The sequence below is a fragment of the Streptomyces sp. NPDC111516 genome (assembly GCF_055635345.1).
The window spans coordinates 1-22,320 of record NZ_JBVKBV010000021.1; the positions used below are offsets into that span (position 1 = coordinate 1).

General features: G+C 70.3%; 21 protein-coding genes. 18 read left to right on the plus strand and 3 right to left on the minus strand.

The genetic code is table 11. The features are described 5' to 3' along the window. The 4 genes from ACZ7L9_RS29510 to ACZ7L9_RS29525 all read left to right on the plus strand — a co-directional run. On the plus strand, nt 1-504 hold a 504-nt coding region (locus ACZ7L9_RS29510; protein ID WP_471419894.1), incomplete at its 5' end, for an Hsp70 family protein. After that, nucleotides 501-1,139 carry a nucleotide exchange factor GrpE gene (gene grpE / locus ACZ7L9_RS29515; protein ID WP_471419896.1) on the plus strand — a complete coding sequence of 213 codons (639 nt, stop codon included), beginning with the start codon at nt 501-503 and terminating at the stop codon, nt 1,137-1,139. The genes ACZ7L9_RS29510 and grpE, both read left to right, overlap by 4 nt. A 93-nt stretch (nt 1,140-1,232) precedes the next feature. Further along, the gene (dnaJ, locus tag ACZ7L9_RS29520; RefSeq protein WP_471419899.1) at nt 1,233-2,417 is read left to right on the plus strand and encodes a molecular chaperone DnaJ; all 1,185 of its coding nucleotides are present in this window, start codon (nt 1,233-1,235) and stop codon (nt 2,415-2,417) included. Nucleotide 2,418: 1 nt separating this feature from the next. Further along, complete coding sequence (locus ACZ7L9_RS29525) at nt 2,419-2,865, plus strand: heat shock protein transcriptional repressor HspR (protein ID WP_471419900.1); 447 nt, start codon at nt 2,419-2,421, stop codon at nt 2,863-2,865. Nucleotides 2,866-3,343: 478 nt separating this feature from the next. Here the strand turns inward: ACZ7L9_RS29525 and ACZ7L9_RS29530 are convergent, their stop codons facing one another. Further along, entirely contained in the window at nt 3,344-4,330 is a 987-nt protein-coding gene (locus tag ACZ7L9_RS29530) for a helix-turn-helix transcriptional regulator (protein ID WP_471419902.1), read from the minus strand. Between the two features lie 153 nt (nt 4,331-4,483). Between ACZ7L9_RS29530 and ACZ7L9_RS29535 the strand changes: the two genes are divergently transcribed. Then, complete coding sequence (locus ACZ7L9_RS29535; protein WP_471419904.1) at nt 4,484-4,801, plus strand: hypothetical protein; 318 nt, start codon at nt 4,484-4,486, stop codon at nt 4,799-4,801. Next, entirely contained in the window at nt 4,798-5,118 is a 321-nt protein-coding gene (locus ACZ7L9_RS29540) for a Rieske (2Fe-2S) protein (protein WP_093899390.1), read from the plus strand. The genes ACZ7L9_RS29535 and ACZ7L9_RS29540 overlap by 4 nt, the downstream gene beginning before the upstream one ends. A 118-nt stretch (nt 5,119-5,236) precedes the next feature. Here the strand turns inward: ACZ7L9_RS29540 and ACZ7L9_RS29545 are convergent, their stop codons facing one another. Beyond that, complete coding sequence (locus ACZ7L9_RS29545) at nt 5,237-5,641, minus strand: pyridoxamine 5'-phosphate oxidase family protein (RefSeq protein ID WP_471419907.1); 405 nt, start codon at nt 5,639-5,641, stop codon at nt 5,237-5,239. Nucleotides 5,642-5,833: 192 nt separating this feature from the next. Here ACZ7L9_RS29545 and clpB point away from each other — a divergent pair, with 192 nt between their 5' ends. The 3 genes from clpB (at nt 5,834) to ACZ7L9_RS29560 (ending at nt 10,720) form a co-directional block, all read left to right on the plus strand. Beyond that, nucleotides 5,834-8,434, plus strand: coding sequence for an ATP-dependent chaperone ClpB (gene clpB / locus ACZ7L9_RS29550; RefSeq protein ID WP_471419908.1), 2,601 nt, complete (start codon nt 5,834-5,836; stop codon nt 8,432-8,434). A 388-nt stretch (nt 8,435-8,822) separates the two neighbouring features. Next, a complete protein-coding gene (locus ACZ7L9_RS29555) occupies nt 8,823-10,088 on the plus strand; it encodes an MFS transporter (protein WP_471419910.1) in 1,266 nt (421 codons plus the stop codon). Nucleotides 10,089-10,159: 71 nt separating this feature from the next. Next, a complete protein-coding gene (locus tag ACZ7L9_RS29560) occupies nt 10,160-10,720 on the plus strand; it encodes a type III secretion system chaperone family protein (RefSeq protein WP_471419912.1) in 561 nt (186 codons plus the stop codon). A 75-nt stretch (nt 10,721-10,795) separates the two neighbouring features. On the opposite strand, the gene ACZ7L9_RS29565 is transcribed toward ACZ7L9_RS29560, so the two are convergent. Then, a complete protein-coding gene (locus ACZ7L9_RS29565; RefSeq protein WP_471419914.1) occupies nt 10,796-11,971 on the minus strand; it encodes a pyridoxal phosphate-dependent aminotransferase in 1,176 nt (391 codons plus the stop codon). A gap of 817 nt (nt 11,972-12,788) precedes the next feature. Between ACZ7L9_RS29565 and ACZ7L9_RS29570 the strand changes: the two genes are divergently transcribed. The 9 genes from ACZ7L9_RS29570 (at nt 12,789) to ACZ7L9_RS29610 (ending at nt 22,287) form a co-directional block, all read left to right on the plus strand. Next, complete coding sequence (locus ACZ7L9_RS29570; RefSeq protein ID WP_471419916.1) at nt 12,789-13,310, plus strand: DUF2617 family protein; 522 nt, start codon at nt 12,789-12,791, stop codon at nt 13,308-13,310. Nucleotides 13,311-13,395: 85 nt separating this feature from the next. After that, nucleotides 13,396-14,994: a polyamine aminopropyltransferase gene (locus ACZ7L9_RS29575; protein ID WP_471419918.1), complete on the plus strand. Its 1,599-nt coding sequence runs from the start codon at nt 13,396-13,398 to the stop codon at nt 14,992-14,994. A 94-nt stretch (nt 14,995-15,088) separates the two neighbouring features. After that, on the plus strand, nt 15,089-16,123 hold the full coding sequence (locus ACZ7L9_RS29580) for an SRPBCC family protein (protein WP_471419920.1): 1,035 nt from the start codon (nt 15,089-15,091) through the stop codon (nt 16,121-16,123). A gap of 22 nt (nt 16,124-16,145) precedes the next feature. Next, on the plus strand, nt 16,146-16,946 hold the full coding sequence (locus ACZ7L9_RS29585) for an aldose epimerase family protein (protein ID WP_471419922.1): 801 nt from the start codon (nt 16,146-16,148) through the stop codon (nt 16,944-16,946). Between the two features lie 89 nt (nt 16,947-17,035). Beyond that, nucleotides 17,036-17,575: an orotate phosphoribosyltransferase gene (gene pyrE / locus ACZ7L9_RS29590; RefSeq protein ID WP_266747121.1), complete on the plus strand. Its 540-nt coding sequence runs from the start codon at nt 17,036-17,038 to the stop codon at nt 17,573-17,575. 213 nt (nt 17,576-17,788) lie between these two features. After that, nucleotides 17,789-18,811: a class II fructose-bisphosphate aldolase gene (fbaA, locus tag ACZ7L9_RS29595; RefSeq protein ID WP_471419924.1), complete on the plus strand. Its 1,023-nt coding sequence runs from the start codon at nt 17,789-17,791 to the stop codon at nt 18,809-18,811. A gap of 53 nt (nt 18,812-18,864) precedes the next feature. Continuing rightward, on the plus strand, nt 18,865-20,064 hold the full coding sequence (locus ACZ7L9_RS29600; protein ID WP_471419926.1) for a MalY/PatB family protein: 1,200 nt from the start codon (nt 18,865-18,867) through the stop codon (nt 20,062-20,064). Between the two features lie 114 nt (nt 20,065-20,178). Further along, a complete protein-coding gene (locus ACZ7L9_RS29605) occupies nt 20,179-21,720 on the plus strand; it encodes an MFS transporter (protein WP_471419928.1) in 1,542 nt (513 codons plus the stop codon). Between the two features lie 153 nt (nt 21,721-21,873). After that, complete coding sequence (locus tag ACZ7L9_RS29610) at nt 21,874-22,287, plus strand: DUF3151 domain-containing protein (protein ID WP_327274376.1); 414 nt, start codon at nt 21,874-21,876, stop codon at nt 22,285-22,287. Nucleotides 22,288-22,320 lie beyond the last annotated feature (33 nt).

Here is a 22,320-nt window from a genome sequence, read left to right on the forward strand (position 1 = left end):
GCGAACGGCATCATGCACGTCGCCGCCAAGGACCTCGGCACCGGCAAGGAGCAGAAGATGACCGTCACCGGCGGCTCCTCGCTGCCGAAGGACGAGGTCAACCGGATGCGTGAGGAGGCCGAACAGTACGCGGAGGAGGACCACCGCCGTCGCGAGGCCGCCGAGTCCCGCAACCAGGGCGAGCAGCTCGTCTACCAGACGGAGAAGTTCCTCAAGGACAACGAGGACAAGGTCCCCGGTGACGTGAAGACGGAGGTGGAGACCGCGCTCACCGAGCTGAAGGAGAAGCTCAAGGGCGAGGACACCGCCGAGATCCGTACCGCCACCGAGAAGGTCGCGGCCGTCTCCCAGAAGCTGGGCCAGGCGATGTACGCCAACGCCCAGGCCGACGGCGGCCCGCAGGGCGACCCGCAGCCGGGCGCCCAGCAGGCCAAGGCGGACGACGACGTCGTCGACGCCGAGATCGTGGACGACGAGAAGGACGCGAAGGGCGGTGCGGCGTGACCGAGGAGACTCCGGGCTTCGAGGAGAAGCCCGACGTCCCCTCCGACGGAGCTGAGCCGAAGGAAGCCTCCTCCTCTCCGGAGGAGGAGGCGCCGGAGGCCGGGGACGGAGTACAGACAGTCGGTCTGACGGCCCAGCTGGACCAGGTCCGCATGGCGCTCAACGAGCGCACTGCCGACCTCCAGCGGCTCCAGGCCGAGTACCAGAACTACCGCCGTCGCGTCGAGCGGGACCGGGCCACGGTCAAGGAGATCGCCGTAGCGGGTCTCCTGTCCGAGCTCCTGCCCGTGCTCGACGACGTCGGCCGGGCCCGGGACCACAACGAGCTCGTGGGCGGGTTCAAGTCGGTGGCCGAATCACTGGAGACGGTCGTCGCCAAGCTGGGCCTGCAGCAGTTCGGCAAGGAGGGCGAGCCCTTCGACCCGACGATCCACGAAGCCCTGATGCACTCGTACGCGCCGGATGTCACCGAGACGACCTGCGTGGCGATCCTGCAGCCGGGGTATCGGATCGGCGAGCGCACCATCCGCCCCGCGCGGGTGGCGGTGGCCGAACCCCAGCCGGGCGCGACACCGGCCGCGGCCAAGGAAGAGAAGGCAACCGACGAGGAGAGCGGTGGCACCGAGGAGGTCTGACACCCCGTCTGACCACCTCGCGGCGCACCGCCCGGCCATGCGACCGGCCAACGGGCCGGTCGCATGGCCGATCGTCCGGAAGGAGGGACGTCGATGAGCACGAAGGACTTCGTCGAGAAGGACTACTACAAGGTCCTCGGCGTCCCCAAGGACGCCACCGACGCCGAGATCAAGAAGGCGTACCGGAAGCTCGCCCGCGAGTTCCACCCGGACGCCAACAAGGGCGACGACAAGGCGGAGGAGCGCTTCAAGGAGATCTCCGAGGCGAACGACATCCTCGGCGACAGCAAGAAGCGCAAGGAGTACGACGAGGCGCGCGCCCTCTTCGGCAACGGCGGCTTCCGGGCCGGCCCCCCGGGCGCAGGAGGCAACTTCAACTTCGACCTGGGCGACCTCTTCGGAGGCACGCAGGGCGGAGGCCAGGGCGGCGGAGCCGGCGGTTTCGGCGGCGGCGGTCTGGGCGATGTCTTCGGCGGCCTGTTCAACCGGGGCGGTACGGGGACGCGGGTGCAGCCGCGCCGCGGCCAGGACATCGAGTCCGAGGTGACGCTCAGCTTCACCGAGGCGGTCGAGGGGGCCACGGTCCCGCTGCGGATGTCCAGCCAGGCGCCCTGCAAGGCGTGTTCCGGCACCGGTGACAAGAACGGCACCCCCAGGGTCTGCCCGACCTGTCTCGGCACCGGCCAGGTGTCGCGCGGCACCGGCGGCGGCTTCTCGCTCACCGATCCCTGCGTGGACTGCAAGGGCCGGGGCCTCATCGCCCAGGACCCCTGCGATGTCTGCAAGGGCAGTGGACGGGCGAAGTCCTCCCGGACCATGCAGGTCAGGATCCCGGCGGGCGTCTCGGACGGTCAGCGGATCCGGCTGCGCGGCAAGGGCGGTCCGGGCGAGCGCGGTGGACCGGCCGGCGATCTGTACGTCGTGGTCCATGCCGACGCCCACCCGGTCTTCGGCCGCAAGGGCGACAACCTCACGGTCACCGTGCCCGTCGACTTCACGGAGGCGGCGCTCGGCGGCGAGGTGAAGGTGCCCACGCTCGGCGGCCCGCCGGTCACCCTGAAACTGCCGGCCGGCACCCCCAACGGGCGTACGATGCGCGCCCGGGGCAAGGGTGCGGTACGCAAGGACGGCACCCGGGGCGACCTGCTGGTCACCGTCGAGGTGACGGTGCCCAGGGAGCTGAGCGCCGAGGCCAGGGAGGCACTGGAGGCCTACCGGAAGGCGACTGCGGGCCGTGACCCGCGGGCAGAACTCTTCCAGGCAGCGAAGGGAGCTTGAGGTGGACGGCCGACGACGCAATCCGTACGAACTGACCGATGAATCGCCGGTGTACGTGATCTCGATCGCGGCCCAGCTCTCGGGCCTCCATCCGCAGACGCTGCGCCAGTACGACCGCCTCGGCCTGGTCTCGCCCGACCGCACGGCCGGGCGCGGCAGGCGCTACTCCGCCCGCGACATCGAGCTGCTGCGCACCGTGCAGCAGCTGTCGCAGGACGAGGGCATCAACCTCGCCGGCATCAAGCGCATCATCGAGCTGGAGAATCAGGTCGCGGCCCTCCAGCAGCGCGTCGCCGAACTCTCGGCGGCCGTGGACGGCGCGGCGGCGGCGATGCAGCAGCGCGAGGCCCAGGTGCATGCCTCGTACCGGCGCGATCTGGTGCCGTACGAGGATGTGCAGCAGACCAGCGCGTTGGTGGTCTGGCGGCCGAAGCGGCCGAAGGACTGAGCGGGTCCGGCGTACCCGCACGACGGGCGAGGCCCGTCACCCGTGTGCTTCACGGGTGGCGGGCCTCGCCCGTATGCGCGGGAGGCTGCCTCTCTGCCGTGCGGAGTGGTTACTTGCCCGGGGCCTGCCAGAGCTTGAGAGCCAGCGATGAACGGTCATTGCCGATGGTCTCTCTCGTGGCCCCTGCGACCGCTGCCAATCCCTGTGCGCGGCCGCGGAGTTGTGGGAGGCTCCGGCGTGCTGATCGCCGAGCGGCGAGCGCCGGCGGTGGCCTGCGCCCACAGGACTTCGTAGACCCGGACGAAGTAGCGGATCAGTGCGGGGGGATTTTCAGGGCCACGTCGCGCTCGGGGGTGGCGGGTCTGAAGGCCACGGCACGGTCGAAGGCGAGGAGGCGTTCGATGGATTGCTCGATGGTGCGCTTCTGGAGTTCGCCGGGCGGCCACTGATCCGTGCCCGTATTGTGGTGGTGGCCCCTTCAGTCAGGATCCTGTTCCAGGATCCCCGACCTGGCTATCAGGTAGCCGAGTTGGGCCCGGCTGCTGCTGCCGAGGGCGGCGTTCAGCTTGGCGACGTGCGCGCGGCAGGTGCGGACGTTCATGCCGAGGCGGCGGGCGATCGAGTCGTCGACATGCCCCTCTACGAGGAGTTGGGCGATGGAGCGCTGAACACCACTGATGCCCTTGGGAGTCGGGTCGTATTTGACCTCTTCCAGGAGGGGAGCCGCGCGGGTCCAGAGCTGCTCGAAAACCTTGACGAGGTACTCGACCAGCCCGGGGTGGCGCAGTTCCAGGGCGACTTGACGGTCGTCCTGAGCTGGTATGAACGCGACCGTGCGGTCGAAGACGATGAGTCGCTCTATGAGTTCCTCGAGCGTCCGGATCTCCACGTTGTCGTCGGCCATCCGCTCGGCGTAGGCCAGGGTGCCGGGGCTGTGACGTACCGTGTGCTGATAGAGAGTGCGAATGCTGACACCGCGGTCCACCACGGAGAGGCCCCTTTCCAGGGCTTCGCTGAGGCGGTCTTCGCTACGGCCGCCGCCGGGCTGGACGGTGAGGACTTCGGAGCGGCACTCCGCCGTGGCAAGATCGAGTGCCGCGTTGATCCGGTTGACGCCCTCCAGCACGGTGATCGCGTGCGTGGTCGGCGGGTCCTGGGCGCTGATGTCCATGAACGGCTCGAAGGACTCGGCCAGCAGGACCGAATGTCGCCGGCGCTCCTGGATCTCGCGTTCTATGGGGTGCAGGTGCTTGGCCAGAGCGGCGGACGGCGGGACGGGCCGCAGCCAGTCGGCATCGTCGGGGTCGGGGTGGAGCAGGGCGAAGTCCATGAGGCAGGGCGCCGGTTCCACCTCGTTGCGGGCAATGCGTCCCGAGCGCAAAGCACTGGCGTAGAGACGGCCCCCGGCTTCGCATAGTTCAGTGATCCCGTGAGGATGTGTCGGCTTTGTATCGCTTGTGACCATATTCTCCACCCCCCATGTTCCTGAACATGCAGGAACATGATGCATCGACTCAGTGGTGTTCGTGTGCCGAGGTGAGACATCGTCTTTGGTGCGGGGGAGAAGAATCCACAAGTGAGGACGAAGCCGACTATGTATAAGCGAATGCTTCGCTCGGTGCTTGCCGCCTCGTTCGTCGCGGCCCTGGGACTCGGGGTGCTGAGCGGCAGCGACATTGCCTGGAGCAGCGAGGCAGCATCCTCGCCGGGTGACATTGCCTGGAGCACCGAGGCAGCATCCTCGCCGGGTGACATTGCCTGGTCCACTCAGGCGTCTGCGCCGGGTGACATCGCGTGGTCCACTCAGGCGTCTGCGCCGGGTGACATCGCGTGGTCCACTCAGGCGTCTGCGCCGGGCGACATCGCCTGGAGCGTCGACGCGGCAGTCGAGCCCGGTGACATCGCCTGGTCCGAACCGACCCATCAGGGCGCATGACCATCCCGCCGGACGACCGGACCTTCCGGCGGGAAATGGCCACGGCCTACCGATCAGGCTGGCATTTCATCGATCTCGTCACTGCCATCCCCCGCTGTGGCGACTCGCTGATGGTCACTCTGTTCGGCGACCCCATCGTTGTCGCACGCGAAGAAGACGACGAAGTGCGTGCCTACCGGTGCCTCCGCAAGCCGCGTGGAGCCCCGCAGCCCGTTCGCTGCGCGATTCGGTACGACATGATTTTCGTCAACCTCGACCGGCGGGACCACCAGCTGTTCGAGCCAGAGACTATTTCCGCCACCCCCCGCAGTGCCTGAGCGATCCCCCGTCGTTACATGTCGCTCGGCACTCCCCCACACAACGGCGCCATCGTGACCTGAACACGATGGCGCCGTTGTGCTGCCCCGGGGAGCCCCGGGGAGCCCGCAGTCCTGCTCACGCCCTGCCGAGCGCCCGGTCCAGGGCGATCTCGATGACGACGCGGTCCGGGTTGGGTGCCGGCGTGCGTTCGTAGCGTTCCGCGTAGCGGCGTACCGCGTCGGCGATCACGTCCGGTTCCGTGCGTACCGTCGCGCGGCCCTCCAGGGTCGCCCAGCGGCCGCGGTCGACCTGGCAGGCCGCGACCCGGGCGCCGGCCGGACCCGCGGCCAGGATGTTGGCGACCTTCTGGCTGCCCTTGTTGGTGATGACGCGGGCGACCCCGGCCTCGGGGTCGTACGTCACGCCCACCGGCACCACGTGCGGCGTGCCGTCGGAGCGGGGGGTGGTCAGGGTGCACAGGTGGTACTCACGCCAGAACGCGAGGTACTCGGGGCTCGGATTCGTCACGTCGACTGCCATGGGGAACAGGGTAGGGAGTGCGGATCCGCGGCCCGCCCCTGCGGTGGCGGCGGCTCTCTCCGGCCGGTTGACTCGGAATCGGACCCGGAAGAGGCGTGTGTCTCGGATTGAGTGGAATAGACTCAACTTTGTGCACGTTGACTCAGTCAGTGTTGTGGAGAGACCCGTCACCGCAAGGAGGAGAGAGCGCACGTGGACGCCGAGCTGACCAACAAGAGCCGGGACGCCATCAACGCGGCCACCAGTAGGGCCGTGAAGGACGGACACCCCGATCTGACCCCCGGGCATCTGCTGCTCGCGCTGCTCGCGGGCGAGGACAACGAGAACATCATCGACCTGCTCGCCGCCGTCGAGGCCGACCAGATCGCCGTACGCACCGAGACGGAGCGACTCCTGGGCGCGGAGCCCAGTGTCACCGGGTCGACCGTCGCCCCGCCGCAGCCCAACCGCGAGCTGCTCGCCGTCATCGCGGACGCCGCGCAGCGCGCGAAGGAGCTCGGCGACGACTACATCTCCACCGAGCACCTGCTGATCGGGATCGCCGCCGAGGGCGGTCGCGCGGGTGAGATCCTGAGCGCTCAGGGGGCCAGTGCGAAGAGGCTGCTGGACGCGTTCGAGAAGAGCAGGGGAGGGCGCCGGGTGACCACCCCCGACCCGGAGGGTCAGTACAAGGCCCTGGAGAAGTTCGGTACGGACTTCACGGCCGCCGCCAGGGAAGGCAAGCTCGACCCGGTCATCGGACGTGACCAGGAGATCCGGCGTGTCGTCCAGGTCCTGTCGAGGCGCACGAAGAACAATCCCGTACTCATCGGCGAGCCCGGCGTCGGCAAGACCGCCGTCGTCGAGGGGCTCGCCCAGCGCATCGTCAAGGGTGACGTCCCCGAGTCCCTGCGGAACAAGCGGCTCGTCTCGCTCGACCTCGGCGCGATGGTCGCGGGTGCCAAGTACCGCGGCGAGTTCGAGGAACGGCTGAAGACCGTCCTCTCCGAGATCAAGGAGAGCGACGGGCAGATCATCACCTTCATCGACGAGCTGCACACCGTCGTCGGCGCGGGCGCCGGCGGCGACTCCGCCATGGACGCGGGCAACATGCTCAAGCCGATGCTGGCCCGCGGCGAGCTCCGCATGGTCGGCGCGACGACGCTCGACGAGTACCGCGAGCGGATCGAGAAGGACCCCGCCCTGGAACGCCGCTTCCAGCAGGTGCTGGTGGCGGAGCCGAGCGTCGAGGACACCATCGCGATCCTGCGCGGCCTCAAGGGTCGTTACGAGGCGCACCACAAGGTCTCCATCGCGGACTCCGCGCTGGTGGCCGCCGCGACCCTGTCCGACCGCTACATCACCTCCCGCTTCCTCCCCGACAAGGCCATCGACCTGGTCGACGAGTCGGCGTCCCGGCTGCGCATGGAGATCGACTCCTCGCCTGTCGAGATCGACGAACTCCAGCGCGCCGTCGACCGCCTCCACATGGAGGAACTGGCCCTCAAGAACGAGACCGACCCCGGCTCCAGGCAGCGCCTGGAGAAGCTCCGCCGCGACCTCGCCGACAAGGAGGAGGAGCTGCGCGGCCTCACCGCCCGCTGGGAGAAGGAGAAGCAGGGCCTCAACCGCGTCGGTGAGCTGAAGGAACGCCTCGACGAATTGCACGGCCAGGCCGAACGCGCCCAGCGCGACGGCGACTTCGACACCGCTTCCAAGCTGCTGTACGGGGAGATCCCCGGCCTGGAGCGGGAGCTGGCGGAGGCGACCGAGGCCGAGCAGGAGGCCGCCAAGGACACGATGGTGAAGGAGGAGGTCGGCCCGGACGACATCGCCGACGTCGTCGGCTCCTGGACCGGCATCCCGGCCGGCCGCCTGCTGGAGGGCGAGACCCAGAAGCTGCTCCGCATGGAGGACGAGCTCGGCAAGCGCCTCATCGGGCAGACCGAGGCCGTACGGGCGGTGTCGGACGCAGTACGCCGTACCCGCGCCGGAATCGCCGACCCCGACCGGCCCACCGGCTCGTTCCTCTTCCTCGGCCCGACCGGTGTCGGCAAGACGGAGCTCGCGAAGGCGCTCGCCGACTTCCTGTTCGACGACGAGCGGGCCATGGTCCGCATCGACATGAGCGAGTACAGCGAGAAGCACAGCGTGGCGCGTCTCGTCGGCGCCCCGCCCGGCTACGTCGGCTACGAGGAGGGCGGCCAGCTCACGGAGGCGGTCCGCCGCCGTCCGTACAGCGTCGTCCTGCTGGACGAGGTCGAGAAGGCCCACCCCGAGGTCTTCGACATCCTGCTCCAGGTCCTCGACGACGGCCGGCTCACCGACGGACAGGGCCGGACGGTGGACTTCCGCAACACCATCCTGATCCTGACCTCCAACCTCGGCAGTCAGTTCCTGATGGACCCGCTGACGGAGCCCGAGGTGAAGAAGGAACAGGTCCTGGAGGTCGTACGGGCCTCGTTCAAGCCGGAGTTCCTCAACCGGCTCGACGACCTGGTGGTCTTCTCCGCCCTGTCCGGCGACGAGCTCTCGCACATCGCGAAGCTCCAGATCGACCGGCTCGCGGGGCGTCTGGCCGAGCGCAGGCTCACCCTGGACGTCACGCCGGAGGCCCTGGACTGGCTGGCCGAGGAGGGCAACGACCCGGCCTACGGGGCACGGCCGCTGCGCCGCCTCATCCAGACGGCGATCGGCGACCGGCTCGCGAAGGAGATCCTCGCGGGCGAGGTCAAGGACGGGGACACCGTCCGGGTGGACCGGGTCGGGGACGGCCTGCTCATCGGCCCCGCGACCTCGGGGAAGACCTTGTAGGGCCGGTAGACGGCGTACGACCTGTTCGACGTCCTGTCCCCAGTCGGAAGACCACGCGTTCCGGCTGGGGACTCGTCGTCTGCGCCGCAGTGCAATAGAAGAAGAATTGCGGTGATTTCCGGAGAACGGGAAATCGATCGCCGTCATCGTTGATCCGTTGTTCAACGTCGATATTGAGCCGAACGCCCCACTCCGCGTCGAGGTGCGGATTCACGTCACCTTCCTCTGCCCCAGGTCGCACCAACCTGCCCCTGCAAGGGGGCAGATGCCCGGATGCCCGCAACGCCCGCCGGGGTCCACGCGAATAATCAGGACACCGCGAGCCACCTTCCGTGACCTGCTCCAAGGAGGAACAGATACCGAATTCGGCAGCCGGTAGGGTACGCGCATGGTCGAACGGATAAGCGATGAGATAAGTCCGGGTCCCAAAAAGCCCAGACGTGACAATCTCATTCACCTCGGCGAATTTCGTACTCTCTGGGCCGCTTATGCCCAGTCGATCCTGGGTGACCAGTTGGCACGCGTGGCCCTGTCGCTGCTGGTGTTCGAACGCACCGACTCGGCCGGATGGACCGCGGCGACGTATGCGCTGACCACCTTGCCCGCTCTGCTGTCCGGAGTGCTCCTGTCCGGCCTGGCGGACCGTTTTCCCCGGCGCACGGTCATGATCGGATGCGACCTGGTGCGGGCGGTGCTGGTTGCGCTGATGGCCTTGCCCGGGACGCCGTTGCCGCTGCTGGCAGGGCTGCTGGTGCTGGCCCAGCTGGCCGAGGCACCCTTCGGCGCTGCGCAGGGCGCACTGCTGCCGACCGTGCTCGGTGAGCAGAGATACGAGCGGGGTCAGCGCGTCATGCTGATCACTCACCAGGCCGGACAGCTGGTCGGTTTTGCCGGTGGGGGTGTGCTGGTCGTATGGCTGGGCAGTCACCTCTCCCTGGGTGTGAACGCGGTGACTTTCCTTCTCTCGGCGACTCTGGTCAGGTTCGGCGTCAAGGCCCGTCCCGCGGCGGGTGCCGACGAGCGGAAGGCGCGGCTCGGCGCTCAGGTCGGGAGGGCGGCCGCACTGATCTGGTCGGATCGCAGGCTGCGGTCGCTGGTCGCGCTGGGGTGGCTCGCGGGGTTCGTCGTCCTGCCGGAGGGGCTGGCCGCCCCCTTCGCGGACGAGGTCGGCGGGGGCGCCGCCTCGGTGGGACTCCTGCTCGCCGCGCATCCGGCGGGAATGGTGCTGGGCGCAGCTCTTCTGGGGCGGGCTCGGGTCGGGGACGAGCGGCGGCGCCGCCTGCTCGGGCCATTGGCGATCGGCGCGAATCTGCCGCTGCTCATCTACTGGCTCGGTCCCGGCGTGGGTGTGGCGGTGCTCGTGTTGATGGCGTCGGGGGTGTGCTCCGCCTATCAGATCACCGCCGGAGCCACCTTCGTGCTCCTGACTCCGGCCGGCCGGCGCGGCCAGGCGCTGGGGCTCGCCAGGTCGGGTCTGATCGCCATACAGGGGATCGGTGTCGCCACGGGTGGCCTGGCAGCGGAGCTGTCCGGGTCGTCGTCGGACACCATCGGGGCGTCCGGACTCCTCGGAGTGCTGTGTGCGATCCCTGTCGCCGTTGCCTGGTCGCGGGCCCGGGAAGCCGATGCGGGGACGATTCCCCGGAGGGCGTAGACCTACTGGCCGTCAAACGCGGCTAGGGTCGACGGAAGGAAACCACGTGCGATCCACAGGAGTACCCAGCGATGTCTATCGATCCTTCCTCGATTCCTAATTTCGGGGGCCAGCCCGAACCGCAGGCGGCAGGACCCGAGGGCCCCGTTGTCCCTGACCAGGACCTCGTCAAGCAGCTCCTCGAACAGATGGAGCTGAAGTACGTCGTCGACGACGAGGGCGACCTCGCGGCGCCGTGGGAGGACTTCCGCACCTACTTCATGTTCCGCGGCGAGGACGAGCAGCAGGTCTTCTCGGTCCGTACGTTCTACGACCGACCGCACGCCGCGGACCAGCGTCCGGTCCTTCTCGACGCGATCGACGACTGGAACCGCCGCACCCTGTGGCCCAAGGTCTACACGCACACCCACGAGCCCGAGGAGGGCTCCGAGGACACCGAGGTCTCGGTCCGTCTGATCGGTGAGGCGCAGATGCTCATCGGTACGGGTGTCAGCCTGGAGCACTTCGTCTCGTCGACGGTCAGCTGGGTGCGCGCCTCGATCGAGTTCGACAAGTGGCTGCAGGAGCGTCTGGGCCTGACGCCGGCCGAGGAGAAGACGGACGGCGGGGACCCGACCTCTCCGGGCGCCTGAGCCCCGCACGGCAGTGACAGCCCGGCCCGGGGCGGCGGTCCTCAAGACCGTCGCCCCGGGCCGGACCGCGTTCCGCTACAGCCGCTTCAGCCGGGACGCCGCCTCGGCCAGCACGTCGTCACGCTTGCAGAAGGCGAACCGTACGAACGGCGCACCCTGCTCCCGGTGGTCGTAGAAGACCGCGTTCGGGATGGCGACGACCCCGCACCGCTCGGGCAGGGACCGGCAGAACGCGAAGCCGTCGCTCTCGCCGAGGGGGCGGATGTCGGTGGTGACGAAGTAGGTGCCGGCCGGGCGGTAGACCTCGAAACCGGCCTCGGTGAGCCCGTCGCTCAGCAGATCCCGCTTCGCCCGCAGCTTGGCGCGCAGCCCGTCGAAGTAGCTGTCGGGCAGGCGCAGCGCCTCGGCGACCGCGTACTGGAACGGGCCCGCGGACACGTACGTCAGGAACTGCTTCGCCGAGCGGACGGCGGTCACCAGCTCGGGGCTAGCGGTGACCCAGCCGACCTTCCAGCCGGTGAAGGAGTACGTCTTGCCGGCCGAGCCGATGGTGACGGTGCGTTCGCGCATTCCGGGGAAGCCGGCGAGCGGGAGGTGTTCGCCCTCGAAGACCAGGTGCTCGTAGACCTCATCGGTGATGACCAGGAGGTCGCGCTCGCAGGCCAGTGCGGCGATCGCGCCGAGTTCCTCACGGGTGAGGACGGTGCCGGTGGGGTTGTGCGGGGTGTTGAGCAGGATCAGCCGGGTGCGGGGGGTGACGGCGGCGCGCAGTTCGTCGAGGTCCAGACGGTAGGTGCCGGTGGTCGCGTCGGGGTGGAGCGTGACGGGGACGCGACTGCCGCCCGCCATGGCGATGCAGGCGGCGTACGAGTCGTAGTACGGCTCCAGGGCGATGACCTCGTCGCCGGGTTCCAGCAGGGCCAGCAGAGCCGCGGCGATGGCCTCGGTGGCGCCCGCGGTGACCAGGACCTCGGTGTCGGGGTCGTGGGCGAGCCCGTAGCGCCGTTGCTGGTGGTCGGCGATCGCGGTGCGCAGTTCGGGAACGCCGGGGCCCGGCGGGTACTGGTTGCCGTGCCCGGCGCGCAGGGCACGGATCGCGGCCTCGCGGATCTCTTCGGGGCCGTCGGTGTCGGGGAAGCCCTGGCCGAGGTTGATGGAGCCGGTCCGTACGGCCAGCGCCGACATCTCCGCGAAGATGGTCGTGCCGAACTCGGCGAGGCGGCGGTTGAGCAGCGGTCGTCCCTGTGTCATGGCCGCCATCCTGCGCGGAAGCTCTGGAGTTGCTCAAGTCTGCTTTGGCCGTACGGGGACAGGGGCATCCCCCACTCACGCAAGAAGCGGACGGAGCGGACGGAAGCGGGGGACCTCGCTTCGGGGGAACGGAAGGACGTGAGGCCGGTGCGGACTTTTGTCGGACTGGTGATCGCGGCGGCGGTGATCGGACTGATCGTCTCGCTCGTGAAGAGGGCCGGGAGCAGGAAGAAGTCGCGCGGACGGAGCGTGCGCCGGGGTACGAGCGGTGGCAGCGCCGCGGGCGGCAGTTGGTGGGCCGGAGGCGGTGACGGTGGCGGCGGCTCGTCCTGCGGAAGCAGCAGCGGTGACTCGGGCGGTCACTCGGGCGGTCACTCCGGGGGGCATTCGTGCGGCGGCGGCCACTCCTCGTGCGGTGGCGGTTCCTCGTGCGGCGGCGGCGGGGGCGGATGCGGCGGAGGCAGCTGACACGGGGCAGCTGATCCGTGACCGGGCGGGGTCCTTTGCCCGGTGCCGGCCCCGCGCGGTCCGGTGCCCGACAGGTGCCCGGCGGGCGAACTCCCGCCGGGCACCTTTTTGTTGGGCATTCGGCGAGAGGCCGGTGAACAGATGATCCGAGAGGCCCCCGAGGGGATGGAAACTGCGGCAAGTTGGGTAAAAACGCTGTGGATGAGGCTTATTCGTGATTCCCTCGTTGGAGAGAACATCCAGCCCTCGGACCCCAGTTGGACCTGATCGGGCGCTTCCCACCTCCCACGTGCATCACGTCGGAGGCGTCCCCTGTCCATGTGTCCACGCTTGTTTGCGGAGCCGACCCATGCTCACGACCCTCCAGACGGCCTATTCCGACACCCGTGCTGCTGACCTGGCCTGGGCGCTGGGGCGCGAACCGCTCCCCGCCCTGGCTGCACTCGACCTCGATCTCGCGGGTGCCCGGCTCCAGTTGCGCCTGCTCGGCGCCTCCCACCAGGTGCTCCTGGAGAAGGACCGGGGCACCTGTTCCGAAACCGTCGCGTGCATCCCGGGCGGCAGCACACCGCTGCCGCTCGGGGTCGCCGAACGGCTCGGCGAATGGGAGTACGAGTTCGCGGCGCGCGTCGAGACGCTCTCGGCGGGCTCGTTCGCCGGGCGCGCGCAGGAGCTCCTCGCGCTCGTGACCGACCATCCCCACGGTCTCGCCGGGACGTTCCCCGGCAGCCCGCACGCCTTCACCGCCATGCTCGCCCAGCGGACCGAGGGCCACGTGTGGTGGCGCACCTGGCATGCGTACCCGCAGGACGGGCAGTTGGTGGTGACGCGCACCCGAGTGGGGGCGCGGATTCCGGCGGCAGCACTCTGACACGGACCCAACTCCGTTGTGAGCACGCAACTTACATCCTTGTGGGTGACAGGCTGCCACCTTCTCGTGACGTAGCGTTCGCATCATGATCGACCAGCAGGTGTTACTGCGAGGGGGCGCGGGGCGTCTTCCCGTACGGCCGAGGACCGGTCGGTGTCTCGTGCTGGCCGCTGTCTTCATCTGTGCCGCCTGCGGTCTGGTGTACGAGCTCGAACTGGTGGCGCTCGCGTCCTACTTGATCGGTGATTCGGTCACCCAGGCATCCGTCGTGCTCTCCGTGATGGTGTTCGCGATGGGCGTCGGCTCGCTCCTCGCGAAACGTTTACGCGGCCGTGCCGCAGTCGGATTCGGGCTGATCGAGGCGGCGCTCGCACTCGTCGGTGGTTCCTCGGCGGTCGTGCTGTACGCGTCGTTCGCCTGGATCGGGGAGTCGCGGTTCGCCCTGGTCGGGTTCTCGCTCACGATCGGCGTCCTGATCGGTGCGGAGATCCCGTTGCTGATGACGCTGATCCAGCGGGTCGACCGGCAGGACGCGGGCGGGACCGTCGCGGATCTGTTCGCCGCCGACTACGTGGGCGCGCTGGTCGGTGGGCTGGCGTTCCCCTTTCTGCTGCTGCCGGTGCTCGGCCAGCTCACCGGGGCGCTGTTCACCGGCGCGGTCAACGCGGCCGCGGGCGGGGTGCTGGTGCTGTGGGTGTTCCGGCGGGACCTCACTCCGCGCTCCCGGTGGCTGCTCATCCTGGTCAACGTCGCCGTGATCGCCGTGCTCGCCACCGCGACCGCGCTGGTCGACGACTTCGAGCGGGCGGCGCGGCGCGCCGTGTACGGGGACGGGGTGCGGGTCGCGGTGCAGACCGGGGTTCAGGAGGTCGTGCTGACGGGGGCGGGCCGCAGCTCCCTCGACCTGTATCTGGACGGGCGGCTGCGGGTCAGCGCGCGCGACGAGTACCGCTACCACGAGGCGCTGGTGCACCCGGCGATGAACGGGCCGCGCGCCCGCGTACTCATCCTGGGCGGCGGCGACGGCCTCGCCGCCAGGGAGGTGCTGCGCTACCCGGACGTACGCGGCGTCACCCTCGTCGAGCTCGACTCCGGTCTCACCCGGTTGGCCCGTACCGACCGCGCGCTCTCGGCGCTGAACGCCCACGCGTTCCGTGATCCGCGGCTGACGGCCGTCGACGCGGACGCCTTCAACTGGCTGCGGGGGGCGCACGGCAGCTACGACGTGGTGATCTCCGATCTGCCCGACCCCGGGATCTCCGCCGGCACGAAGCTGTACTCGACGGAGTTCTACGGCCTGATCGCCGAGGCCCTCGCCCCGGGCGGCCGGCTGGTGGTGCACGGGGGCCCGCCGGTCACCCGGCCGCGCACGTACTGGACGGTGGAGGCGTCGATGAGGGCGGCGGGCCTGCGCACCCGCCCGTACCGGATCAGCGGCCGGCTCTCCGATTTCGCGGCCGGCCGCGACCGGGCCACGCACCGGGCGCAGGCCGAGGACGGCTGGGGCTTCGTCCTCGCCGGCCGGGGCGGGGCGCCCGCGCTCCGCCTCGGCCCGGGGGTGCCGAAGCTGAGGTCGCTGACACAGCCCTCGCTGGTGCGCGCGGGGCGGGACGCGGAGAGCGCCCGGCCGCGCGGGCTGCCGCCGTCGACGCTGGTGCATCCGCGGTACTGGGAGGAGCGGTGACCCGGGCGCCCATTCTGTGAGCTCCTCCGAGCCCGACGGCTCTGCGATGCGGAATCGCTGACGGGAGGGCCGGGGCTGAGTAGGCTCGGTTTCCATGGAGCATGAGGTGTTCGTTCCGGTTCCGGTCTCGTCCCTTCGGCGGACGCTGGGCGATCCCGCCCGCGTCGCGCGCTGCGTACCGGGGCTCCAGCAGGACGCCGACGCGTCCGCGGGCCCGCTGTCCGGCCGGCTCAGGATCCGGGTCGACGGCCACACGATCACGTACCGCGGTGCGCTGAGGTTCACCGCCGCCCCGCAGAACGGTCCGGACGAGGCCGGGATCCTGGTGACGGGCGAGGGCGTCGAGGCCCGGGGGACCGGCTCGGCGAAGCTGGCCCTGACGATCGGCCTGACGCGGAAGGACGGCGGTACGGCGATCGGGTTCGCGGGTACGGCGAGCGGCGACGGCCGCATCCTGGACCTGGACCCGGCGGCGGCGCTCGCGGCGGCCTGCCGCCTGCTGGACCGATTTGCGCAGCAGCTGGTGACGGAGACGCTGGCGGAGCGCGGTGCGGACGGCTCCGCGGGTGGTGAGGCGGTCGGCGAGGCGGTGGGCGAGGTTCTCGACGAGGCAGAGCGGTCCGTCGGGGAAGCGGTGGAACAGGCCATCGAGGAGGCGGCCGAGGAGGCCGACACGACCGGCGCGGCCAACGCCCGCGGCGCCGCTCCGGATGCCGCCGACGACTCCGGCGCGGACAGCGCCGACGCCGCTGCCGCCGGCGCCGATGAGGATGCCGATGTCACCGGCGCGGATGACGCCGCCGCGGACGAGGCGCCCGCCGGCGAGAAGCCCCCGGGCACGGGATCCGTCTTCGACGCTCCTGTTCCGCCGCCGTCGCTCGACCCCGAGGCGGAGGTGGAGTTCACCGTCCCCGACGGCCCCCCGGCCGAGGCCGCGCACGCCAGGCGGACGATGATCGGCCGCAGCGCCGAGGAGGTCGACCACGCGCCGCCGCGCGGCCGGTACGCGCCCGTACCGTCACCCGATTCGACCACTGCGGGCGCCACACTCCGCTGGGTCGCCCCAGCCGCGGCGCTCGCGCTCGCATCGGCGGTCGTGGTGAGCCGGGCGCTGAGGCGGCGAAGGTAGCCGCGCCAGTAATGTCGGTCGGGTGAGTAGCAGCGAGAAGGACGTCCGGCTGTCCGTCGGCGACGCAGAGTTGACCGTGAGCCCCGAGAACGGCTGTCGCATCAGCAGCCTGCGGATCGGTGGCACCGAGTTGCTGCGGCAGGGGGAGCGGTACGGCTGCTTCCCGATGGTGCCGTGGTGCGGGCGCACCGAGAACGGGCTCTTCCACAACGGCGGCGTCGCGCACCGGTTGCCGCTGAACTCCCCGCCGCATGCCATCCACGGCACCGGCAGGGACACGGCCTGGCACACCGCCCGGGTGGGCGAGCGGGAGGCCGCGTTCTATTACGACCTCGCCGACCCCTGGCCGTATCAGGGCCGGGTGACGCAGACGGTGGAGCTGGCCGAGGACTCGCTCACGCTCGCCTTCGGCATCGAGACGTACGGGGATTCGTTCCCGGCGCAGGCCGGCTGGCACCCCTGGTTCCTGCGCGACCTCGGCGGCGGTGGCAAGGACGTACAGCTGGCCTTCGATGCGGCCTGGCAGGAGGAGCGGGGCGAGAACCATCTGCCGACCGGCCGCCGCATCCCGCCCCTGCCCGGCCCGTGGGACGACTGCTTCGGGATGCCGGACGGCGTCGATGTGACGCTCACCTGGCCGGAGCAGCTGGAGCTGACCGTGAAGTGCCGGGCCGAGTGGGTCGTGATCTACGACGAGCAGGCCGAGGCGGTCTGCGTGGAGCCGCAGTCCGGTCCGCCGAACGGCCTGAACACCGCCCCCCAGTACGTCACCCCGATCGAACCGCTGGAGATCGCGACAACCTGGAGCTGGCGCAGGCTCTGATCCGCGTGTGGGCGCGAGCCGGGTGTTCCGGCGGGAGCCGTGAGACCGGTCGGCGCGGGCCGTGAAGCGGGCGCCTTAAGCTCGTAGCCATGACTGACGTACGTGCTGAGCTGCTCCAGCAGATCAAGGACAAGGCCGTGGTACACGGCAAGGTGACCCTCTCCTCGGGTCTTGAGGCCGACTGGTACATCGACCTGCGCCGCATCACGCTGGACGGCAAGGCCGCTCCGATGGTCGGTCAGGTCATGCTCGACGCCACCGCCGAGCTGGACTACGACTGCGTGGGCGGGCTGACGCTGGGCGCCGACCCGGTCGCCACCTCGATGCTGCACGCCTCCGCCGCGCGCGGGCAGGAGCTGGACGCGTTCGTCGTCCGCAAGGCACAGAAGGCGCACGGGATGCAGCGCCGCATCGAGGGCACGGACGTGAAGGGCCGCCGCTGTCTGGTGGTCGAGGACACCTCGACGACCGGCGGTTCGCCGCTGACGGCCGTCGAGGCGGTCCGCGAGGCCGGTGGCGAGGTTGTCGCCGTCGCCACGATCGTGGAGCGGGGTGCGGCTCCGGCCATTGCCGAGGCCGGTCTCCCATATGTCCACGCCTACACGGTGGCGGACCTCGATCTCGCCTGACGCACGGGCTGACCTGCGGTTTTTTTCCAGGGTGGGCTGTTTCACGTGAAACAGCCCACCCTTGGCGCATACCCGTGAATCGTCCGCCCGGGCATGGGGGCAGCAGGCCGGGTGGAGCCGGAGCGAGAGTCTGGGAAGATGGGGGCGACGATGACGTCGCCCCCAGGTCAGGGAACCAGCAACGCACACCCGCACATCCCAAGGAGCGGACAGATGCCCATCGCAACCCCCGAGGTCTACGCCGAGATGCTCGACCGGGCGAAGGCAGGCAGGTTCGCCTACCCGGCCATCAATGTGACGTCGACCCAGACCCTGCACGCTGCACTGCGCGGCTTCGCGGAGGCGGAGAGCGACGGCATCGTCCAGATCTCCACCGGTGGGGCGGAGTTCCTGGGCGGCCAGTACAACAAGGACATGGTCACGGGCGCCGTCGCCCTCGCCGAGTTCGCGCACATCGTCGCCGCCAAGTACGACGTCACGGTCGCGCTGCACACCGACCACTGCCCCAAGGACAAGCTGGACGGTTACGTACGTCCGCTGCTCGACATCTCCGCCGAGCGCGTCGCCCAGGGCCAGAACCCGCTGTTCCAGTCCCACATGTGGGACGGTTCGGCCGAGACCCTCGCCGACAACCTGGCCATCGGCCAGGAACTGCTCGCCAAGGCCGCCGCCGCCAAGATCATCCTTGAGGTCGAGATCACCCCGACCGGTGGCGAGGAGGACGGCGTCACGCACGAGATCAACGACGAGCTGTACACGACCGTCGACGACGCGCTGCGCACCGCCGAGGCGCTCGGCCTGGGCGAGAAGGGCCGCTACCTGCTGGCCGCCTCCTTCGGCAACGTCCACGGCGTCTACAAGCCGGGCAACGTCGTGCTCCGTCCCGAGCTGCTCAAGGACCTCCAGGAGGGCGTCGCCGCCAAGTACGGCAAGTCGTCGCCCTTCGACTTCGTCTTCCACGGCGGCTCCGGCTCCACCGAGCAGGAGATCGCCACCGCGCTGGAGAACGGCGTCGTGAAGATGAACCTCGACACCGACACCCAGTACGCCTTCACCCGCCCGATCGTGGACCACGTGTTCCGCAACTACGACGGTGTGCTGAAGGTCGACGGCGAGGTCGGCAGCAAGAAGGTCTACGACCCGCGCAGCTGGGGCAAGTCCGCCGAGGCGGGCATGGCCAAGCGCGTCACGGAGGCCTGCGCCAACCTGCGTTCCACCGGCACCAAGCTGAAGTAGCGGCCGGTACGAAGTATCGCCGTGGGCCCGGTACCCCTGGGGGTGCCGGGCCCATGCCATGTCCGAGAAAGGTATGGGGTATCGCCGTGAGTTCCAGTGCGCGCTATGACTTCGACACCGTCGTCGACCGCCGGGGCACCTGGTGCGTCCAGTGGGACGGGGTCGCGGACCGGTTCGGGGCGGACGGGTTGCTGCCGTTCACCATCTCCGACATGGACTTCGAGACCGCGCCGGAGGTACTGAGCGCGCTGCGGGCCCGGCTCGATCACGGGGTGTTCGGCTACACGATGTGGCAGCAGGACGACTTCCGCTCGGCGATAGCCCACTGGTACGCGACCCGGTACGGGACCCGGATAGACACCGGGCAGCTGGTGTACGGGCCGTCCGTGCTCAGCCAGCTCTCGCAGCTGCTGCAGATGTGGACGGCCGACGGCGAGGGCGTCGTCGTCCACGCCCCGACGTACGACGGTTTCCGCAAGGCGATCACCGGGCTCGGGCGCGAGCTGCGCGGCGTGCCGGTGGGGGACACGGCCGCGCTGGAACGCGAGCTCGCCCGCTCCGACAGCAAGGTCCTGCTCGTCTGTTCGCCGCACAATCCGACGGGCCGGGTGTGGACGGAGGACGAACTGAGCCGCATGGCCGCGCTCGCCGCTCGGCACGGGGTCGCGGTGATCAGCGACGAGATCCACGCGGACTTCGTGCACGCGGGGCGCGCGCACGTGCCGTGGACGCGGGTCGGCGGTGAGGGGCGCTGGGCGCTGATCTCCTCCGCGTCGAAGGCGTTCAATTTCCCGGCGCTGACCGGCTCGTACGGTCTGATCGGTGACCCGGCCGACCGGACGGAGTTCCTGCGCCGCATGGAGACGGCGGAGGGGCTCGCCTCCCCGGCGGTGCTGTCGCTCACCGCGCACGTCGCCGCGTACCGGGAGGCCGGGGCGTGGCTGGACGAGGTCCGCGCCTATGTCGCCGGGAACCTGGCGCTGGTCGCGCAACGGCTGAACGAGGCGTTCCCGGGACTGGGCTGGGAGCCGCCGCAGGCCGGCTATCTGGCCTGGATCGATCTGCGCCCGGCGGGCGTCGGCGACGACGAGGCGTTGCAGCGGGTGCTGATCGAGCGCGAGAAGGTCGCGGTGATGCCGGGGACGGTGTACGGGGCCGAGGGCTTCGTACGGCTGAACGTCGGGTGTCCCCGGTCCAAGGCCGAGGCGGGCGTGGAGGCGCTGATCCGGGGCGTACGGGCGGTAGCGCTCTGATCCTCGGTCATCGGGCCGGACACGTTCTGGACCTGGGCCGACGGGCCGAGGAGGCTGTCCCCCCCCCGCGGATCCGGACTGGCCGCGCGGACAGGGAGCGGGGATGCTGCTCACATGGGCGAGACACCCGCCGGTGAGATTCGTGTCGCATCCGGGCTCGGACGCTGGGTCATCCTCACCACCGTCCTCGGCTCCAGCATGGCCATGCTCGACTCCACCGTCATCAACGTCGCCCTGCCCCGCATCGGCAAGGACCTCGGCACCGACCTGGCCGCCCTCCAGTGGACCGTCAACGCCTACCTGCTGACGCTCGCCGGGCTGATCCTCCTCGGAGGCGCCCTCGGCGACCGGTACGGGCGGCGGCGGGTCTTCGTCGTCGGAGTCGTCTGGTTCGCCACCGCGTCCGTGCTGTGCGGCATCGCGCCGAACGCCGCCGTCCTGATCGCCGCCCGCGCCCTCCAGGGCATCGGCGGGGCACTCCTCACCCCCGGTTCGCTGGCGCTGATCCAGGCGAGCTTCCATCCGGACGACCGGGCCCGCGCCGTCGGGCTGTGGTCGGGGCTCGGCGGGGTCGGCGCGGCCGTCGGGCCGTTCGTCGGCGGGTGGCTCGTCGACGGGCCCGGCTGGCGGTGGGTGTTCCTGCTCAACGTGCCGCTCGCCGTGGTCTGCCTGCCGGTGGCGCTGCGCCACGTTCCGGAATCGCGTGACCCGCATGCGCGCGGGCGCTTCGACGTGCTGGGCGCCGTGCTCGGCGCGCTCGCCCTCGCCCTGGTGACGTACGCGCTGATCGAGGCGCCGGGACAGGGGGCGTCCGGTGCGGTGATCGGGGCGGCCGTCGGCGGGATCGTGCTCGGGGCGGCGTTCGTGCGGGTGGAGCGTCGGCGGCCGGACCCGATGCTGCCGCCGTCGGTGTTCGCGTCCCGGCAGTTCACCGTCGTCAACATCATCACCCTCTGCGTGTACGCGGCACTCAGTGGCTACTTCTTCCTCTCGGCGATCCAGCTCCAGGTCGTGGCCGGGTACTCGGCCCTCGGCGCGGGCACGGCCCTGCTTCCCATGACCGTGCTGATGCTGCTGTTCTCGGCCTCCTCGGGCGAGCTGGGGCAGCGCATCGGGCCCCGCATCCCGCTCACCGTCGGCCCCCTGGTCGCCGCTGCCGGAGTGCTGCTGATGCTGCGGGTCGGGCCGGGATCGAACTCCGTCTCCGGCTACTTCACGGATGTGCTCCCCGCGGTCGGGGTGCTCGGCATCGGACTCGTCACCGTGGTGGCTCCGCTCACCGCGACCGTTCTGGCCTCCGTGGACACCGCACGCGCCGGCCTCGCCAGCGGGATCAACAACGCGGCCGCCCGCGCCGCCGGGCTGATCGCGGTGGCCGCGCTGCCGCTGCTCGCCGGGATGGGCCCGGAGGCCTACCGGAACGCCGACGAGTTCGCCGCGACGTTCCGGCGGGCCATGCCGATGTGCGCCGGGCTGCTGGTACTGGGCTCGCTGATCGCCTGGGCGACCGTACGGAAGCCTGCCGCAGCGGCGGGGGAGGAGGAGAAGCCGCGGCCGGAGTGCACGGTGCATTGCGGCGTCGGCGCCCCGCCCCTGGAGCCCGTGCAGGAGGAGAAGCCCGTGCAGGAGGAGAAGGGGGACCAGGGCGTGAACTGACTCTCGACGGGGCGCCATCGTCCCCGGCGCGGACCGGACCTCAGCGCGATACACCTGCGTACCCCGGCGCACCCGGGCACCTTCCGGCGCGAACCAGCCCTCCGTACGGCGCCCGGCTACCCCGGCGCGCAGGTGACAGGCACACTTGAACCCATGTCGATCCACGAGAACCTGCTCGGGGGACCTCCCCCGACCCACCTGCCCGACGACCCGGAGCCGCGCGAGCTGCTCGCGAGCGGCACGGCCCCCGCCGATGTCGCCGCGAAGTACCCGACCTCCTCCCTGGCCTGGGCACAGCTCGCCGACGAGGCGTTCGAGGGCGGCCGCGTCATCGAGTCGTACGCCTACGCCCGTACCGGCTACCACCGCGGCCTCGACGCGCTGCGCAGGGCCGGCTGGAAGGGCCACGGCCCCGTACCGTTCGAGCACGAGCCGAACCGCGGCTTCCTGCGCGCCCTGCACGCCCTGGCGCGGGCCGCCCAGGCGATCGGTGAGCAGGAGGAGTACGAGCGCTGCTCGACTTTCCTCCGCGACTCCTCGCCGACCGCCGCGGAGACCCTCGGCTAGACGTCCGAACCGTGAACGTTCACGGTTCGGACG

Coding starts and splice junctions, on each gene's coding strand:
- dnaJ (WP_471419899.1), top strand. CDS start 1,233: ATGAGCACGAAGGACTTCGTCGAGAAGGACTACTACAAGGTCCTCGGC.
- ACZ7L9_RS29530 (WP_471419902.1), bottom strand. CDS start 4,330: ATGGTCACAAGCGATACAAAGCCGACACATCCTCACGGGATCACTGAA.
- ACZ7L9_RS29540 (WP_093899390.1), top strand. CDS start 4,798: ATGACCATCCCGCCGGACGACCGGACCTTCCGGCGGGAAATGGCCACG.
- ACZ7L9_RS29545 (WP_471419907.1), bottom strand. CDS start 5,641: ATGGCAGTCGACGTGACGAATCCGAGCCCCGAGTACCTCGCGTTCTGG.
- ACZ7L9_RS29555 (WP_471419910.1), top strand. CDS start 8,823: ATGGTCGAACGGATAAGCGATGAGATAAGTCCGGGTCCCAAAAAGCCC.
- ACZ7L9_RS29560 (WP_471419912.1), top strand. CDS start 10,160: ATGTCTATCGATCCTTCCTCGATTCCTAATTTCGGGGGCCAGCCCGAA.
- ACZ7L9_RS29565 (WP_471419914.1), bottom strand. CDS start 11,971: ATGACACAGGGACGACCGCTGCTCAACCGCCGCCTCGCCGAGTTCGGC.
- ACZ7L9_RS29570 (WP_471419916.1), top strand. CDS start 12,789: ATGCTCACGACCCTCCAGACGGCCTATTCCGACACCCGTGCTGCTGAC.
- ACZ7L9_RS29575 (WP_471419918.1), top strand. CDS start 13,396: ATGATCGACCAGCAGGTGTTACTGCGAGGGGGCGCGGGGCGTCTTCCC.
- ACZ7L9_RS29580 (WP_471419920.1), top strand. CDS start 15,089: ATGGAGCATGAGGTGTTCGTTCCGGTTCCGGTCTCGTCCCTTCGGCGG.
- pyrE (WP_266747121.1), top strand. CDS start 17,036: ATGACTGACGTACGTGCTGAGCTGCTCCAGCAGATCAAGGACAAGGCC.
- fbaA (WP_471419924.1), top strand. CDS start 17,789: ATGCCCATCGCAACCCCCGAGGTCTACGCCGAGATGCTCGACCGGGCG.
- ACZ7L9_RS29600 (WP_471419926.1), top strand. CDS start 18,865: ATGCCATGTCCGAGAAAGGTATGGGGTATCGCCGTGAGTTCCAGTGCG.
- ACZ7L9_RS29605 (WP_471419928.1), top strand. CDS start 20,179: ATGGGCGAGACACCCGCCGGTGAGATTCGTGTCGCATCCGGGCTCGGA.
- ACZ7L9_RS29610 (WP_327274376.1), top strand. CDS start 21,874: ATGTCGATCCACGAGAACCTGCTCGGGGGACCTCCCCCGACCCACCTG.